Genomic DNA, 16655 nt, shown 5'->3' on the forward strand with positions numbered 1-16655 from the left:
GCTGGTCCACGTTTCGTCTAGGTAGCCAGCCCCTAAACCCATATTCCTGAATTTGGAATATGGGTTTAGTTTGCTTATATGGCCGGGGTCTGCTTCTGATTCCACGTTTCGTCTAGGTAGCCGGCCCCTAACCTTGATATTCCAAAATCGGGAATATTTCTTTGGACTTTTTATTTAGCTGAAACGTGGTCAAACAGGCAGCCCCCAGAATATAAATAGGCCCAATCAATATTCCTGAACTTGGGAATATTGATTGGGCCTATTTATATTCTGGGGGCTAACCGCCTGTTGGACCACTCTGGTTTTTAAGGCAAATCATTTCCAGCAGAGAAGTAAAGATCATACCATTCCTGTTTAGTCAGGTTGATATCCGCACCAGCGGCACTGTCCTTAATATGCTCAGGATTCATCGTTCCCAACAGAACTTGGACCTTGGCTGGATGTCTTAAAATCCACGCTGTCGCAATGGCGTTCTTTGAAGCATGGTACTTCGTTCCCAGCTCTTCTAGTTTTTTGTTAAGTTCCGGATATTTTGGATCGTTGATGTACATGCCGGCAAATAACCCGTAGTTAAATGGTGACCAAGCTTGGATTGTCATGTGTTTTCGGCGAGCATATTCCAAGATACCACCATCATGATCAACTGAGGCATCATCAATCATATTGACATGGAGACCACCACGGATCATGCCTGAATGAACCACGTTAAATTGCAGTTGGTTGATGAGCAGTCGTTGGTTAATCCATGATTGAACCATTTCAACTTGTTGTGGGTTGAAGTTTGACACACCGAAGTGGCGAACTTTACCTTCACGTTGCAGGGTATCAAACGCATCGGCAATGTCAGCTTCTTCCATTAAAGGATCTGGTCGATGAAGTAAGAACGAATCGAGATAATCAATTCCCATTCGTTCCAGAATTCCGTCAACCGAATCAATTAAATGCTGCTTTGAAAAATCGTATCGGGCACCAAAAACGAGGCCATCATGACTGCGTTTAGGGTCAAGGATAATACCACCCTTTGATTGAATGAACAATTTATCTCGAGAAATACCGGAAGCTTTCAAGGCTTCTTTGAACTTGGTTTCTGAGTTACCACCTTGATAAATGTCAGCGGAATCAATGTAGTTGATCCCCGCGTCAACAGCGGCTTCAAGCGCTTTGGCCGCATCTTCAGTGCTAAGATCACCCATTCGCATAATGCCAAGGGCGACTTGAGATGCTTCGAAGTTGGTGTTACCGATCTTGATTGTCTTCATAAAGTAAGGAACCTCCTTTGTTATTAACTTCCATTATAATACAGAACTTGGTGAGAATGATTTGAAAAGGATTCCTCGGAAAATTCAATCATTAATTCGCATATGATATACTTTGGCTAAGAATAAGACGATCTGACTTAATCGTGAAGAAATGAGGAACCCAATTGAGCGAAACGACAATTACTGAATTGATTAATCAGTATGGTTATTTAGGAATTGCCTTTTTAATTGCATTTGAAAATATTTTTCCACCGATTCCTTCAGAACTGGTACTGGTATTTACCGGCTATTTGACTTTAACCAGCAAATTAACAATCTTTGGTGCAATTATCGCGGCAACAATTGGGGCTTTTATTGGTGCAGTTGCGCTGTATGGGGTCGGTCGGCTGCTGAGTGTGACCCAACTTGAAAAATTAGTTTCGGGACGACTGGGAAGAATTCTCAGATTAAAAGCTTCAGATATTGAAAAAGCCAGCCGCTATTTTAATCAACATGGTGCGGCCGCAATTTTAATTGGCCGTTGTATTCCGGTGGTTAGAAGTTTGATTTCGATTCCGGCGGGGATGACCAGCTACCCGTTTCACCGATTTAGCGGGCTAACGATTTTAGGGACCTTCGTGTGGAACACAGTTTTAATTCTAATTGGCCATTTTGCGGGGCGGGCGTGGTCGCAGATGTTGGCAATGGTCGATCAGTGGTTAATTGTAATTTTAGTTGTTGTCATTGTGATCGTGGCTTGTTTGCTTTATGTCAAGTTTAAAAATAAACGGAACTGATAAGATGGTTTCTGCTTCATTATCCAACTTAGCTAAGACAGAGTTGAAGTGTCCCACAATTACTAGACAAGAAGTCTAATGATTATGGGGCTTTTTTTACGGTCGTGGCACATCTTTTTAATAAATCGGGCTTTCTGACAAAATTGTCAGATTGATCGACAAAATATCAGATTTAAAAGAATAAAAGGCGCTAAGCTAAAGAGTGAAGTTAGTTAAATTGTGATCAATTGGCTGATGTTAGCATTTATTGATCATCATGATAAAAACTCGGGGATCTTTGGTTCTCGACCAAGAAAGGATGAGCAATGTGTTGAAAAGAACTTTATCATTGATTATGAATGTATCTTTTAGCGTTGGAATTGTTATCATTATTGCGGCTTATCCAATTCTAGGAAAGAATACGATTGGAAAACCGGGGATGTGGCTTGCAGTTTTGACGTGTTTTCTAGTCGGTATTGTTGTTATTGGATTCTCATTAATAACTAAAAGCGGATTATTGGCAAATCTCTATCAGGGAATTAGTTTGCTTGTTTATCTGATGATGATTGGTATCGCATTACTGGTTCTATCTGGGGGACTACAGATCCTCAGCATTCTACTTGGAATGTTGGGCATACTCAACAGTGGCGGGTATCTGCTAATCCTTATGAAGCCGCAGTTCTCTTAAAATTTTAGTTTCCTTTTTGGTAAAATAGACATTATTTAGAGTGATTGAGAATAAGTAGCAATGGGGGCGTTGAGATGAATAAAGTATTAATTATTGAAGATAATCGAATCATTGCTGAGCAAATGCAATTTGGTCTGAATAAACGGGGGTTGAAGTGCTATATTGCCGATGACTTCAATAATATTATTAAGGAAGCTCATTCTGTTAATCCTGACATTATTTTGATGGATCTTTATTTGCCGGTTTATGACGGTTATTATTGGACGCAAAGACTCCGTGAATATTCAACAGTGCCAATTATTTTTGTCTCATCTGCAGAAGAAAAGTTAAATACAGTTGCTGCAATTAGTACTGGAGCTGATGACTTTATTGAAAAGCCATTTGACCTAGATGTTCTAAATAGTAAAATTCAATCTTGGCTTCGACGAACCTATCGATTTGATCAGGCAAGCAGCTATCGTCAATTCAATGGTTATCACTTGGATTTAACCCATGATACTGTCGCATTGGGTGATGCCAAAATGAATTTGACTGCGCATGAAACAATTATTTTACAGACCCTATTCGAGAATCAAGGACAAGTTGTTTCAAAAAGGATTTTAATGACCGCACTTTGGAATAATGATCGGTTTGTCGACGAGAATGCCTTGCAAGCGGCTTTGGTCAGGTTGCGAAGAAAAGTGGCTGCCATTAAGTTAGATCACTTTTTGATAACCAAAAAAGGGGATGGTTATTTCTTGGGAGATGTTCAAGAAAACTAATTCAACGTTTTGATTAACCGGTTTTAAGATATTTATTGGGTCTTTAGCTTTTATAGGGAATGTTAACTGATGACTGATTTTGAATGAGAATTTGATGCTGAAAAAATGTTTAGATGTTTCCATTAATCACATTTTATGCATAACCATTTCATACTTTGTTCACACATTAAGCTTCCTGTTTTGTTATAATTATAAGCACAACTATAAGGACAGGATGATTTAAACGATAAGGAGGAAATAAATGAAATGGGTCAATCAAACGGCGGAAGTCATTCTTGAGAGACTTGAGACGAGTCGACTTACTGGATTAAGTGACCAACAGGCAACTACCCGTCTGGAACGATATGGACCAAATCAATTGCAACAAACAGAACGTGAGCCCGCATGGCGGATGTTTCTAAAAAGTTTTAAAGAACCACTCATCATCGTCTTGCTGATTGCAACAACACTGGCTTTAGCAAGTGCTTTGTATGATTTTAATGTGACTGGTGATCGCCAACACGCCATGGCGTCGGTTTATGAGGCAGTGGCGATCCTATTGATTGTGGCGATTAACGGTGGTCTGACGTTTTATCAGACTCGCTCAGCGCAAAAGTCACTGGATGCTTTGGCCAATTTACGCCAACATCATATGACGGTCTTGCGTGGTCAAACTTGGAAATCCTTAGCTGCCACTAAGTTGGTTCCTGGCGACATCGTCAGTGTTAAAGCAGGCGACTTTATTGAGGGCGATCTGCGGTGGCTGAAGGCTTCTGAACTTCAAATCAACGAGTCACATCTAACTGGGGAATCTGATGCAATTACCAAAACAGTTGATCCACTGGCGGCTGACACTGAACTTGGTGATCAAACCAATATGGGCTTTTCCGGGTCGATGGTCGTTAATGGTAACGGGATTGGCGTTGTGGTTGCAACCGGCATGCAAACTGAACTTGGTAAAATTTCTGGTCTCATGCAGGGGATCGATGATCAAAAGACACCGATTGAAAAATCAGTCCATAGTTTAAGTAAAAAGTTGCTGATAATTGCTGCAGGGATCATTTTATTGACAATCGGTTACGATTTAGTGAAACAGTTGATTGAAACCGGTGCAATCGCAATTGATAGTCTTGCCGGCATTTCTTCGACAGCCATTGCCATTGCGGTGGCTTCAATTCCAGACGCAATGCCGGTTGTCCTCTCGATTGTTTTAACAATTGGGGCCAAGATGCTGGCTGATAGTAAGGGATTGGTTAAATCGCTAAGCAGTGTCGAAACTCTTGGCGCAACGACGTATATTGCTTCTGACAAGACGGGAACGTTGACGAAAAATGAAATGACGGTCACCCGATTTCTGGCAAATGGTGAGAATTATCGGGTTGAAGGAAATGGGTATACACCAGTTGGTGACTTTTTAGGAACAGATGGCAAACCGGGTCAACCTGATGATTATCAACGTTTCTTAGAAGTAGCAGTGTTAAATAATGAAGCCGAAATTAAACCGGATGATCAACAAAATTGGCGGCCATTTGGGAATCCAACTGATGTTTCTTTAGTTGTCTTGGCAGCTAAACAGGGAGTTAAGCGTGATGCCTTACTCGAGAAGTCTGGGGACCACGACATTGATATTATTCGAGTCATCCCGTTTGACAGTACCCGAAAAATGATGACGGTGGTCATTAAGGAAGATGACAAATATTATAGTTTGACAAAGGGTGCGCCGGATGTGGTTGCCTTGAGAACCACACACGTGTTGCTTGGCGGCCATGTAGCTGATATTAGTAACGCTCAAGATCATATTGATCAAACCATCTTGGATTTTGCCGGTGATGCATTACGAACGATTGCCATTACCCAAAGAGAAGTTACTGAAAAACAAGCTTTAGAGGCAACCAGTGAAGAGCTGGAACGCGAGCTATGTTTTCTTGGAGTAGTTGGTATTATTGACCCGCCGCGTGAAGAAGTCAAAGCGTCAATTAAGAAGTTAACGGCCGCCTCAGTGAACGTTGTGATGATCACTGGTGACCATGACGTGACTGCCAAAGCGATTGCCAAGCAGCTTGGGATTATTCAATCGGATAATGCCCGGGTAATTGTCGGGCGAACCTTAGAAAAGATGAGCGATGAAGACTTGGCAAAAGTCGTTATGGATACCAATGTCTATGCCCGGGTAACGCCTGAACATAAGCAACGAATTGTGAAACAACTGCAAAAACACAAGCAGGTTGTTGCAATGACTGGTGATGGCATTAACGATGCACCAGCATTGAAAGCAGCTGATATTGGGATCGCCATGGGAATTAACGGCACCGAGGTAACTAAAGACGCCGCCAATTTGATTTTACTGGATGATAAATTTACAACGATTGAGAAATCGGTAGAATCTGGGCGAACCATTTTTTCAAATATTTTAAATTTCATGCGTCATGAGCTGACCACCAATGTCGCTGAAGTTCTCTCATTACTGCTGGGCGTTTTCTTGATTACGGCACCAATCGAGCAAGTAACGGCGGTGACGCCAACATTAACAGCCCTGATGGTGCTTTGGGTAAACATGATTAGCGACTCACTACCATCATTTGCGTTGGGATATGATCGACCAGAATCTGATCTCATGAAACAGCAACCACGAAATACGCAGCAGTCAATTTTGGCAAATGGGATGCTGAGGCGCGTCTTGGTTCGTGGCGGCGTGATGGGCGGGTTAGTCTTTGTTGCCTTTGTTTGGGCAGCATCGCAAGGCTTTAGTGTTGCCCAAAGTCAGACGATTGCCTTTCTAACCTTAGTTTTTGGTCAGTTGTGGCATGTCTACGATGCGCGAAGTGCCAACACACTTTTTGATCGGAACCCATTTAGCAACTCACGATTGACACTAGCGGTTGGGTTTGCGGCAACGTCTTCAATTTTGGTAACGTTAATTCCGTTTTTTAATCACGTTATGGGAACGGCATCGTTATCGATGGGGTTATATGCTGGGATTATCGTGATTTCGGCAATTCCAACGTTTGTCTTGTCGGGAATTAAGAAATTAGTCAAGAGGGGCGGTCGACAACGGCGTGATTGGGATGTTGCTGAAGAAGAGTAAGTAATATTTGAATCATAATTATAAATTGAGTTGTTAGTTGATTAGATTTTTACTAACAGCTTATTTTTATGTCGTTAAATGCCTATTTTGTTGTTTTAGATATTTGATAAACGTATATCAATCCGGCAACTATAGCGGAAAGAAGAAAGGCGATTAACTTGTAAATTAAAGCTGAGTTTGTTGTGAAATTGCTGTTGGATATGATAAAAACACCACCGATGGGACCAGTCGTCATGAAGAGTTCAAAGATGCCGGTGCCAAGATACGAGTAAAATTCTTTTTGAAGTTTAGAGATATTATGGCCTTGGGGTGTTCTTTGGATCAGCTGCTTTAATAAATAGCCATATGTTCCTGATATGATAAGAGCAATCACTGACACAATATAAAAGAATCGATTATTAAAAATGATGTTTGTGGCGATAATTAACAAAATGGTTCCTAAAACATAGGGTGAACTTTTTGAAATAAATAATCTAATTTTCAATTTGACATCTCTCCAATTCTCTTTTAAACTAAATGCAATATATATATTGCATTCGAGACAAAAACAAGGTCATTAACTTTAGAATACACGTAGAAGTCACTTGGATCAACAAGGAAAGTAAGGAGATGGCAACATGAATTTGCTGGAAAAATGGATTTTGGGATTATCTGGTGCACGAGATGAGGCCCAGCAGAAAGCGATATCGAGCATTGGCTTGCAAGGATATATTGTGACATATCTTGTTGGTTGTATTGCATTAATTATTTCATTTGGATGGGATCTATACACTGGTAATTTAAATATCAGAACAATTTTGATTGCTGGAATTGTCATCATCCCAGCAATGTTTGTGATGTACCGATTAAGAAAAAGCGGTTCCGATCAAACTGAGGTTTATTCAGAAACGGATTATCGTCGATTAATTACCCATATAAAATGGCAAGTCGGGTTGAGTGTTGTCAATTTTTCCGTAGTTATGTCATTAGTGATGACGTACGGATACACTTGGCTACTACATGATAAGGAAAATTATTTCTTTAATGTATTGGATGCGATTACCTGTGGCCTTGTTTGGGGTGTTTGCATGTACTTTTACGCTAAACATAAAGTGGTTAAAGAATATTAATTGAAATGGGTTATTGGTTATGATAGAAAACCGTGTTAAGCAATATCGAAAACAGCGCGGATTAACCCAGATCGATTTAGCCCGACAAACAGGGCTAACCCGTCAAACGATTGGGTTAATTGAAAGTGGTAAATATAATCCATCTTTAAAAGCCTGCTTAAAAATTGCGGCCGTACTTTTTACTGGACTTGATGCATTGTTTAATCCTAATTCGTTTGATGATTAGCCTGTTGGCAAATGCAGCATTGTTTGATTGAATTATTGCGGCTAGTTGCTTAGAAGGTTGGAGAATGTCCTTTGAATATAACTGATTAAACGTTAACAATTAAAAAGCAGAAACCGTGTCAAAGGGTTTCTGCTTTTTGGTGTCTCGTTATTAGATTGTCTAAATGATTACTTTAAATATTCCGCAAAGTTGCGAACATTTTTCTGGACAAAATCGGTTTGAGAAATATCCAATCCTGTGCCAGTATAAATGTTTTGAATCAGCGCATGACCTAAAATCAAAGTAATATAATTCGCAGCAGTAATGTCGACGTTAACCAGCTCGTTGATTTCTCCCGAGCGCTTCATCTCTGTCATTCGGGATATCAATATTTTCTTGAGCTTCATTGGTAATTGAATGATCATTTCTTTTAATTTTGGGAACTGAAACGAATCCCGCATCCCAATTAAAAATAGCGCTTTATGGGTTTCAACGAATTGATTGTATATCTCGGCAACCTGCATCAGGTCACTCACAATATCACCGCTTGCGATGAATCCCGCGTTGGCTGTATCAATATCGCTCATATATTTTTGCACCAGCTCCTTAACAAGTTGTTCTTTATCCTTAAAGTGACGAAATAAGGTACTCTCGTTGACGCCAGCAGCTTGCGCAATCTTCTTTGTGGTTGTTTCCGTGTAACCATTTTCCTCAAGCAGTTTGGAAAAAGCATTCAGAATTTTTTCATCCGTTGTTAATTTTTGGGCCATTATCAGCAACCTTACCTTTCAAAATCGACTTGTTAAGCCCATTATATCCGATTAACTTAATTGATGAAAATCAAGAATGGGCTGATGCTTTCTGAAGGTAACGATTACGATATTCAGTATCAAAATGCCAAATGACAAAAGAATCAGTTGCCCCCAATACATACCGGTTTGATTACCGCCAAACATAATATTAAAGTCTGATTGAACGCTGTAAAACATTGGGGACACATAATGAGCTGCCTTGAAAAACGAATTGAGCGTTATTAACGGGATCATTCCAGCACCCGAAACAACTTGAATCATCGTTAGGAAGATATTTAAGGCGGTTCCAATTTGACCCAGCAATAATACTAAAATCAAATTGAAATTAAGTGATGCGAAGATTTCCAAGCCGTGATTCAGCCACAGATTGATAAACTGTGAACCTCCCAGCCCCATAAAGCCGGCAATGCTCCATGATGTAAATAGTGACCCGATGATGGCTAACAAGACGGCTGCTATTTCCAAGAATGAGAATGATTTAAACCGACCAATTATTGGTGCAAACTTGGCATACGTACCATAAAGGAGCAACGCCCCAATTAAGGTTCCAAGATAAACGGCAATGTTTGCAATAAACGGTGCCAGTGCATGATTCATTCCAGTCTTAACCGGGTGGACTCGAACAAAGTTGGTTCCGACAGAGCGATCAACATTTTGATACGCATTGGACACTTGGTTGCGAATCCCGCTGGCTTGTTGATTAACCTGCGTTTCGAGCTTTTGTTTTGCTGCCAATTCCTGTTGCTTTAGGAGTGCTTCCAGTCTTGGCTGCTGAGCGCGGGGTGCCTGTACAATCTGCTGTTTTTTCGCCTGCAATTGATTTTGAAGTTGAGCCTGTTTGGTTTGAGCTGTTTTTTCCAAGCTCGTCATTGGTGCTTTTGCTAACATCGCCTTTCCTTTTTCAATGATGACTTGTTGATTAACAGTATTGCCAATATTTTGAGAAACTGTTTTCAATGCACTCACTTGCGAATATGGGGTGGCTTCATCAATATAAAAATTCAAATTAGTTGGAGAATTACTGGTGATTTTTGATTTGAAGTTTTTCGGAATTTCAATAATCATAGCTGACTTCTTGTGATGTAATTGTGTTTTAGCTGTTGATAGACTGGATACTTTCTTGATATGTTTAAATGGCAGTGCTTTTTCAACTTGATTCGCTAACGTTTGGGTATTCTTATTTCGATTAACCACCGTTACGGTTAATTCATCAACGTGTTTAGGCATTGCTTGATACCCGGTAAAGTATATTGTAAAAATTAAACAACCATATAAAATTGAAACAATTGTTGCTAAGATAACCCCACGACTCGTCAAAAATTTTTTTAGATTCATTTTGATCATGCCTACTTTCTTTATTCAATGCCAGAAGTATAGCAGTGTTTTTAAATGCACGCAAGTACTTGCATGCATTTAACTGATCAAAAAAGGACTGGGACAATAATCCCCTTGCCCAGTCTCTGTTAGTGTAAACACGATTGTTACCAAACAAAAAGGCAACTTCCAGTCGTGTCACCGAATTATCCAGTTATTCAAGTCCGGAATAGCTTGTTGCCCTTTTTATTTAGCTAAAACGTAGCCCAGCAAGCAGTCCATTTTACGTTTACGGTTTTAAGTGCGCCGCTAACAGCAGCATCATTGGCCGCCGCAGTTCATCCCGCATTTCCTGACTATCGGCTAACATTTTATCCGTTGGAGTAGGTTCGATAACCCTGTCTAATTCAAATCCATGATCGAGTAATGTATTGATATATGTTGTCAGTGTTCGATGATACTTTTTGATCGGGAAACCAAGAAAATCGGTTGTCCTTTGACCTTCCGCAAAATAATGGTCAACTGGCCAGTATTGGTGTTTGCCGGTTGGGTCATCAACCCATTCTTCGTTACCTTGAGCCGTGAAGATGGGATGTTCAACGCTCATGATGAGTTGACCGTTGGGTTTCAATTGATTGTGAATTTGTTGAATCAGCCCGGCATAGTCTTGAATATAATGAATTGCCAGGGAGCTAATGATGACATCGAATTTAGATTTAAGTTGATTAATTGCCAGCATGTCCATAACACGATAGGTAATGTTGGTTTGCTGAGTCATGGATTTAGCTTTTGCGATCATTTTCGCTGAGGCATCGATGCCAACAACTTGTGCGGCACCGTGATCGGCCGCGTACCGACAATGCCAACCATAACCACAGCCAAGATCCAAAACGGTTTTATTAGTAAAATTTGGAAACAGCTTGCGGAGTTCATGCCATTCTCCTGCCGCATTCAGCCCATATTTTGAACGCGGCATATTACTGTATGCCTTAAAAAATGAGTCATCATCGTAAATATCTGTCATTGAAAAATCTCCTTATATTGTTAAAACACGCATTTACATGAAGTTTTAGGCGTTCCCTTGAGTATCCGTGCCACTCAAGTGTTCAAAAAATAGTCGGTGTCTTTTAGCAAATGTATCAATTAATAAGTCGACCATCACGAATAATAGGATAATCGATGTGATTAGTATGCCTAAGTGAATCATGCCCATCTGAGACATTGGTGCGGTACCGGTTAGGTCAAGCAGGTAAGTATCGGCTCCAAAGACGCCGCCGATGACACCGTAAGCAAAAAAGTTTCGAAGAATAAGTTGATACCAATTTGCACGGCCACCATGTTTATTGATCACATTAATTTTAACGAGTCGCATCCCAAGAGTTTTCTGAAAAATCATTTCTGCTAATAAAATAAAAATCAACCATAAAATGGGTGTTATCAGCCGGTTCACAGACGATGATTTAATCATTAAGTCAAATGGTACGGAAACGATACTAATAATTATCCAGTCAACAGCCAGGGCTGCCAAGCGACGGAAGGCCGAAACGTTTTGGCTCTTTGCCATTGTTCTTTGCCGGACACTTTCCTGAGTTGGAAGAATCCCGCTTAATCCGTTTGCCAGCCCAACGCCGAGCCAGCCGCCCAGCGTGTTTAACATTAAATCATCAACGTCAAACAATCGATAAGGCCGCGGATAGATGCCATACAGTCCAGTTAATTGAGTGATTTCAAAGAATAACGACAAACCAAAACTGATCAAGACCGTTTGTTTCCAAGTTCGACGGAAATAATAGTGGAGATAAAAGCCAAACGGAACGGTTAGCAAAATGTTAAATGCGGGTTGAATCACAGTGGGGGCTTTTAAGGCTGCTAACCAAGTGCCGGGATGGCGTAATGCGAATGGATTATATTTGAAAAATTCCAAGATAAATGTAAATGGTATAAAGTTATGAGTAGGTGTTGTTAAATGGGCAACAAAGCTCCGGGATGGCAATGGGAGAATTGTTAAAAAATAAGCACACATCATATAGAAGACAAATGTGTACAGCATAAAAATACGCCATTTTGGTAACGCTCCGTAACGATGATAATTAACTACTAAGATGGGCAACGTAATGAAAATGGCAATAATTGGAAAAATAATGGCGGTTGTGTAAATGACAAGGATGTATTGAGACATCTAACTAACCAACTTTCTAGATTTTAATATCAATAATTTTGATCTTGTAATTAAGATCTGGCGCACTAACTGACACAATATCACCGGAGTGGTGGTTGAGCAGCGCGGAACCGATCGGCGAGGCAATTGAAATTTTGTCGTGATCAATGTCGACTTCGGGAGTCCCGACAATCTGATAGGTTTGAGTGGCATGATCATCAAGAAATTCAAATGTGACGTATTTACCAACTTCCACGGTATCGTTATTGGAAGGTGTGTAAATTTGGGCATACTGAAGTTGTTTCCGTAAAAACCGAAGTCGACTTTCCAAATGACGTAAATCTCGTTTGGCAGCACTGTACTCGGCGTTTTCTGAAAGATCTCCCAGTGCCCGAGCGTCAGCCAGTATCTTTATTCGACGTGGTCGTGAGTCTTCTAAATCACGGATTTCGGTTTTAATTTTTTCGTAGCCGGCCTTAGTAATTTTATTAAAATGAACTGCCATGCTGATTCCTCCCCAATCAATTGAATTCGCTTCTAATTCTATAACATTGCCGGTTCCAGACCAAATGGTTTCAACCAAATTGTAGTAAAGGAATTGATGTTTCATTAGTTGTAATCGAAATTAGCTCCAAATATTACCAGATGTAACATAAGGTTTAACACGTCTGTAATTTTCTAGTCACACCTCTGTAAATACAATAGCGTAGTATCTTTGCTGTTGAGTAAATACGGAGGAGAAAATTTTTCATGAATTTTAAAAAATTAATTGTTGTTTTAATGAGTGCCTTGACTTTATATGGCACAGTCAATGTTGCCGCAACCCCAGAAATCGCAGATGCAAGCACAACTAAAGTATACAAATCAAATCTATCAAAGGCTAATCTAGCTGCCAAGAAATGGATTGCCTTCCATGAATCACGAGGCTCATACCATGCTCGAAATGGTCGTTACGTTGGTCGTTATCAATTAAGCTCATCATACTTACATGGTGACTACTCAAAGGGTAACCAAGAAAAAACTGCTGATCATTACGTTAAAGCACGTTATGGTAGTTGGGTTAATGCTAAGAAACATTGGAAAGCATACGGCTGGTACTAAATTAAAGAATCTTGGTTATCAGTTAGAGACTAGGTAGTGTGTTGAGTCATGCTATTTTATACATAATTATTTCAAATAAGTAAGAACGATAAGCGGTCTGGATTAAATTTTGTCCAGGCTGCTTTTTTTATTGTCAACATATAGACACATAGATACCAGAAGTGATTGCTGACGAGATAATGGTTTGGAAAAGCCGAACATTCTGTCTTGATTCATAACTAAGTCAGAAGGTGTTGTCAGAGAATAACACGTGTCTGTATTCGGTCTGCAGTTCAGTATTCTAGGGCACTAAGGTTAAGCCTTTGTTGAATAGGAATGCGTAAAAGAAGAGTAGTCATCAGCTCTAAAGCCCGCCTAAGGTAACTTGCAAATTTTCTTAGGCCATTGACATTCTCAGAGTTAATCCTGTTTTTTCACGCTCTGCCATTGTTAATGAATCTTATTCGTGTTAATATAATTTCATTGATTTAAACACGAATAAAAGGGAGAATATCATGAATAATGTTTCTGTTTCGGACAAGAAATCACCAGTTCGCAATGCAATTTTAGGCTTTCAACATTTGCTTGCCATGTATTCCGGTGATATTCTGGTGCCATTATTGATCGGTGCAGCGCTTAAGTTCAATGCTGTTCAGATGACTTACTTAGTATCAATGGATATTTTTATGTGTGGTGTTGCCACGTTACTTCAAATTCGGAGAACACCAATTACTGGGATTGGGTTGCCGGTTGTTTTGGGCTGCGCGGTTGAGTACGTTGCGCCACTTCAGTCAGTTGGTAAGAATTTCGGTTTAGGGTATATGTATGGCGGCATTATTGTTGCCGGACTGTTTATTATCTTGGTTGCGAAGCCATTTGCCCACTTACGGAAGTATTTTCCACTTGTTGTAACGGGTTCATTGATTACTTTAATTGGGTTCACGTTAATGCCGGTTGCTTTCCAAAATATCGGTGGTGGGGATACAGCTGCTAAAGCCTTTGGTAACCCAACTCATTTATTTTTAGGCTTCTTTACTGCATTAGTTATTATTGTATTGAATATTTGGGCCAAAGGCTTCCTTAAACAAATTTCAATTTTGATTGGAATCTTAGTTGGAACGATCACTGCGATTGCTATGGGAACAATTGATTTTGCGGCTGTTGGTCAAGCGCATTGGGCTCAATTGCCACAATTCTTCTATTTTTCTGCGCCAAAGTTTGAGTGGTCTTCAATTGCAACGTTAATTCTGGCGGCCTTAACCTGTATGATTGAATCGACTGGTGTCTACTTTGCGTTAAGTGATATTACCGGTCGTAAGCTAGAAGATCGTGATTTGGAACATGGCTATCGTTCAGAAGGGATTGCTGCAATTCTTGGCGGTGTCTTTAATACTTTCCCATATTCAACATTCTCTCAAAACGTTGGAATTGTGCAATTGTCCGGTATCAAAACATTAACCCCGATTTACTACTCAGCTTTCATGTTAATGATTTTAGGCTTAATTCCAAAGTTTGGCGCTATTGCAACGTTAATCCCATCATCTGTATTGGGTGGTGCGATGTTAGTGATGTTTGGAATGGTTGGTGCCCAAGGAATTAAAATGTTGTCCAAGGTCGAGTTGAATAACAAAAACTTGTTAATTATTGCAATTTCGGTTGGTTTGGGAATTGGGGTAACAACCCAACCAAGCTTATTCCAATATTTACCAGCAAGTGTTCAGGTCATTATGAGTAACGGAATGGTAGTTGGAAGTTTTACGGCGGTTATTTTAAACATTCTTCTAAATCACACGGGATTGAGGGAACGGGTGGAAGAAGAGTAGAGTGCAAAAAAAGACGCTTTGATCCCAGAATGTAAGACCAATAAGACGGATACCCCTGATTTTGGGGTATCCGTCTTATTGGTCTTACATGGCCGGGATCAGTCTTTTTTTGCACGTTTTGGCACAGCAACCAAAATTGGTAATTGGTAAATGGTTATTGATTATATGGCCGGGAGCTGCTTGTTGGTGCACGTTTCAGCATGGTAGCATCGGTGTGAGGATACCCCTGATTTTGGGGTATCCGTCTTATTGGTCTTACATGGCCGGGATCAGTCTTTTTTTGCACGTTTTGGCACAGCAGCCAAAATTGGTAATTGGTAAATGGTTATTGATTATATGGTCGGGAGCTGCTTGTTGGTGCACGTTTTGGCACGGCTGATACACACCTTTCCGCTAAATGCTCCACGCAATCAAAAAGTCGAGATTAGGACAGAAGTTAATTTGTCCTAATCTCGACTTTTAGTTTGATGTATCGGATTATTCAGTGATTGTTCTAAGTGTTAATTTAGGCTATCTCTTTGGCGTGTATTGATCAACAACGTCAGAGATAATATCCAGCAAGTCGTTAACAGGCTCAGATTGTTGTTTAGTCTTGATGTATGAAATACCAAAGTCAGCTGTTATTTTATCGGTTGGGATCTTCACGATATTAACATGTTTCTTTTGCTCATCTGACATGTATTTATCTTCAGCAAACGGCTCTGGTGTCACAATTGCGCCAACGTGGTTAATAGCTAGGTCAGATGCTAGGTGGATATCAGGGACTTCAATGCTGAATTCAGCTGAAATTCCCAAATCACTTAAGTAGTTCGTAACTAGTCGTTGGTAATTATCACGCTGCGGGGTGCTGATGAATGATTCACCGGTTAAACGAGCCAATTCATCTTCGTTATAGTCAACATACAATTGACCTTCCTTAAACACCTTTGAAGATTCAGGAATCACAAAGACAAGCGGTAGTTTAGCGATTGGCACGTACTCAACTTTGGGGCTTTGTAGCGGATGACCAACGAAGAAATCAAGGGATCCTGATAGGAGGCGCTTTTCGGCATCTCGGCTGTTCATTCGGATAATTTGAGCATGAATATTCGGATATTTTTTATAGAAGCGAATTAACACCGGCCGATAAACATCGTCGGTTACAATTTCGTTGGATGCAATTGTTAAATGACCATATTTGAATTGTGAAAGGTGCGTCATTTCACGATCCAAATTTGCCCGGAGACGGTTTTCGTCTTGCAGGTATACCAATAGGCGTTCACCAGCGTAAGTGAGTTGAATTGGATGTGATGATCGGTCAATCAAACGAACACCGAAGTTAACTTCGGCATTTTTTATTACTCGACTGATATAAGGTTGGGTAACAAAAAGTGCTTGGGCAGCTTTTGACATATTTCCTTGGGCCTTAATTTCTTCAAGAAATGAAAGTAGTTTACTGTTCATAATACTATTCTCCTTTAAGATTCTCTCTTAGTTTAATTGTTTAGTTATCATACCGATTATAAGATATTCTGCCCTAATGTGCATTCATATTGACTTATACACCGTCTAATTATGAGCAAAAAGTCATCATTAAGTATATCAATTCAGAACTTGGTAGTAAAGGGTATACATATATATAGTTGAT

The 16655-nt window shown here is 40.1% G+C and carries 16 protein-coding genes; 8 read left to right on the top strand and 8 right to left on the bottom strand.

Annotated features, from left to right (window positions below; genetic code table 11):
* Positions 1-305: 305 nt before the first annotated feature.
* Positions 306-1259, bottom strand: a complete 954-nt coding sequence (locus FC85_RS03255) for an aldo/keto reductase (RefSeq protein ID WP_057864131.1) — start codon at positions 1257-1259, stop codon at positions 306-308.
* A gap of 164 nt (positions 1260-1423) precedes the next feature.
* On the opposite strand from FC85_RS03255, the gene FC85_RS03260 reads away from it, so the two are divergent.
* From FC85_RS03260 to FC85_RS03275, 4 genes are all read left to right on the top strand, one after another.
* Positions 1424-2035, top strand: a complete 612-nt coding sequence (locus FC85_RS03260) for a DedA family protein (RefSeq protein ID WP_057864132.1) — start codon at positions 1424-1426, stop codon at positions 2033-2035.
* Positions 2036-2345: 310 nt separating this feature from the next.
* The gene (locus FC85_RS03265; protein ID WP_057864133.1) at positions 2346-2702 is read left to right on the top strand and encodes a hypothetical protein; all 357 of its coding nucleotides are present in this window, start codon (positions 2346-2348) and stop codon (positions 2700-2702) included.
* Between the two features lie 74 nt (positions 2703-2776).
* Positions 2777-3463, top strand: a complete 687-nt coding sequence (locus tag FC85_RS03270) for a response regulator transcription factor (RefSeq protein WP_057864134.1) — start codon at positions 2777-2779, stop codon at positions 3461-3463.
* 241 nt (positions 3464-3704) lie between these two features.
* Positions 3705-6527, top strand: a complete 2823-nt coding sequence (locus FC85_RS03275; protein WP_057864135.1) for a cation-translocating P-type ATPase — start codon at positions 3705-3707, stop codon at positions 6525-6527.
* Between the two features lie 82 nt (positions 6528-6609).
* Here the strand turns inward: FC85_RS03275 and FC85_RS03280 are convergent, their stop codons facing one another.
* Positions 6610-7011, bottom strand: a complete 402-nt coding sequence (locus tag FC85_RS03280; protein WP_057864136.1) for a hypothetical protein — start codon at positions 7009-7011, stop codon at positions 6610-6612.
* Positions 7012-7144: 133 nt separating this feature from the next.
* Between FC85_RS03280 and FC85_RS03285 the strand changes: the two genes are divergently transcribed.
* Both FC85_RS03285 and FC85_RS03290 read left to right on the top strand, forming a co-directional pair.
* Positions 7145-7636 (top strand): hypothetical protein, encoded by a 492-nt coding sequence (locus FC85_RS03285; protein WP_057864137.1) that lies wholly within the window; start codon positions 7145-7147, stop codon positions 7634-7636.
* Between the two features lie 19 nt (positions 7637-7655).
* Entirely contained in the window at positions 7656-7862 is a 207-nt protein-coding gene (locus FC85_RS03290; RefSeq protein WP_057864138.1) for a helix-turn-helix transcriptional regulator, read from the top strand.
* A 167-nt stretch (positions 7863-8029) separates the two neighbouring features.
* On the opposite strand, the gene FC85_RS03295 is transcribed toward FC85_RS03290, so the two are convergent.
* From FC85_RS03295 to greA, 5 genes are all read right to left on the bottom strand, one after another.
* On the bottom strand, positions 8030-8611 hold the full coding sequence (locus FC85_RS03295) for a TetR/AcrR family transcriptional regulator (protein WP_057864139.1): 582 nt from the start codon (positions 8609-8611) through the stop codon (positions 8030-8032).
* A 51-nt stretch (positions 8612-8662) separates the two neighbouring features.
* Positions 8663-9988 carry a hypothetical protein gene (locus tag FC85_RS03300; RefSeq protein WP_225427634.1) on the bottom strand — a complete coding sequence of 442 codons (1326 nt, stop codon included), beginning with the start codon at positions 9986-9988 and terminating at the stop codon, positions 8663-8665.
* A gap of 268 nt (positions 9989-10256) precedes the next feature.
* Positions 10257-10991: a class I SAM-dependent methyltransferase gene (locus FC85_RS03305; RefSeq protein WP_057864141.1), complete on the bottom strand. Its 735-nt coding sequence runs from the start codon at positions 10989-10991 to the stop codon at positions 10257-10259.
* Positions 10992-11036: 45 nt separating this feature from the next.
* Positions 11037-12146, bottom strand: a complete 1110-nt coding sequence (locus FC85_RS03310; RefSeq protein WP_057864142.1) for a VanZ family protein — start codon at positions 12144-12146, stop codon at positions 11037-11039.
* Between the two features lie 16 nt (positions 12147-12162).
* On the bottom strand, positions 12163-12630 hold the full coding sequence (greA, locus tag FC85_RS03315; protein ID WP_057864165.1) for a transcription elongation factor GreA: 468 nt from the start codon (positions 12628-12630) through the stop codon (positions 12163-12165).
* Positions 12631-12875: 245 nt separating this feature from the next.
* On the opposite strand from greA, the gene FC85_RS03320 reads away from it, so the two are divergent.
* Positions 12876-13226 carry an aggregation-promoting factor C-terminal-like domain-containing protein gene (locus tag FC85_RS03320; RefSeq protein WP_057864143.1) on the top strand — a complete coding sequence of 117 codons (351 nt, stop codon included), beginning with the start codon at positions 12876-12878 and terminating at the stop codon, positions 13224-13226.
* A gap of 494 nt (positions 13227-13720) precedes the next feature.
* Positions 13721-15028 carry a nucleobase:cation symporter-2 family protein gene (locus FC85_RS03325; RefSeq protein ID WP_015639740.1) on the top strand — a complete coding sequence of 436 codons (1308 nt, stop codon included), beginning with the start codon at positions 13721-13723 and terminating at the stop codon, positions 15026-15028.
* A gap of 510 nt (positions 15029-15538) precedes the next feature.
* Here the strand turns inward: FC85_RS03325 and FC85_RS03335 are convergent.
* A complete protein-coding gene (locus tag FC85_RS03335; protein WP_057864145.1) occupies positions 15539-16471 on the bottom strand; it encodes a LysR family transcriptional regulator in 933 nt (310 codons plus the stop codon).
* Between the last annotated feature and the right edge of the window lie 184 nt (positions 16472-16655).

Source organism: Lentilactobacillus diolivorans DSM 14421, assembly GCF_001434255.1.
Classification (GTDB): Bacteria; Bacillota; Bacilli; order Lactobacillales; family Lactobacillaceae; genus Lentilactobacillus; species Lentilactobacillus diolivorans.

What these genes read in the sequence shown, in the direction of transcription:
- FC85_RS03290 (WP_057864138.1), top strand. Translation starts at nt 7,656, where the DNA reads ATGATAGAAAACCGTGTTAAGCAATATCGAAAACAGCGCGGATTAACC.
- FC85_RS03255 (WP_057864131.1), bottom strand. Translation starts at nt 1,259, where the DNA reads ATGAAGACAATCAAGATCGGTAACACCAACTTCGAAGCATCTCAAGTC.
- FC85_RS03310 (WP_057864142.1), bottom strand. Translation starts at nt 12,146, where the DNA reads ATGTCTCAATACATCCTTGTCATTTACACAACCGCCATTATTTTTCCA.
- FC85_RS03300 (WP_225427634.1), bottom strand. Translation starts at nt 9,988, where the DNA reads ATGAATCTAAAAAAATTTTTGACGAGTCGTGGGGTTATCTTAGCAACA.
- FC85_RS03320 (WP_057864143.1), top strand. Translation starts at nt 12,876, where the DNA reads ATGAATTTTAAAAAATTAATTGTTGTTTTAATGAGTGCCTTGACTTTA.
- FC85_RS03305 (WP_057864141.1), bottom strand. Translation starts at nt 10,991, where the DNA reads ATGACAGATATTTACGATGATGACTCATTTTTTAAGGCATACAGTAAT.
- FC85_RS03270 (WP_057864134.1), top strand. Translation starts at nt 2,777, where the DNA reads ATGAATAAAGTATTAATTATTGAAGATAATCGAATCATTGCTGAGCAA.
- greA (WP_057864165.1), bottom strand. Translation starts at nt 12,630, where the DNA reads ATGGCAGTTCATTTTAATAAAATTACTAAGGCCGGCTACGAAAAAATT.
- FC85_RS03285 (WP_057864137.1), top strand. Translation starts at nt 7,145, where the DNA reads ATGAATTTGCTGGAAAAATGGATTTTGGGATTATCTGGTGCACGAGAT.
- FC85_RS03325 (WP_015639740.1), top strand. Translation starts at nt 13,721, where the DNA reads ATGAATAATGTTTCTGTTTCGGACAAGAAATCACCAGTTCGCAATGCA.
- FC85_RS03295 (WP_057864139.1), bottom strand. Translation starts at nt 8,611, where the DNA reads ATGGCCCAAAAATTAACAACGGATGAAAAAATTCTGAATGCTTTTTCC.
- FC85_RS03335 (WP_057864145.1), bottom strand. Translation starts at nt 16,471, where the DNA reads ATGAACAGTAAACTACTTTCATTTCTTGAAGAAATTAAGGCCCAAGGA.
- FC85_RS03275 (WP_057864135.1), top strand. Translation starts at nt 3,705, where the DNA reads ATGAAATGGGTCAATCAAACGGCGGAAGTCATTCTTGAGAGACTTGAG.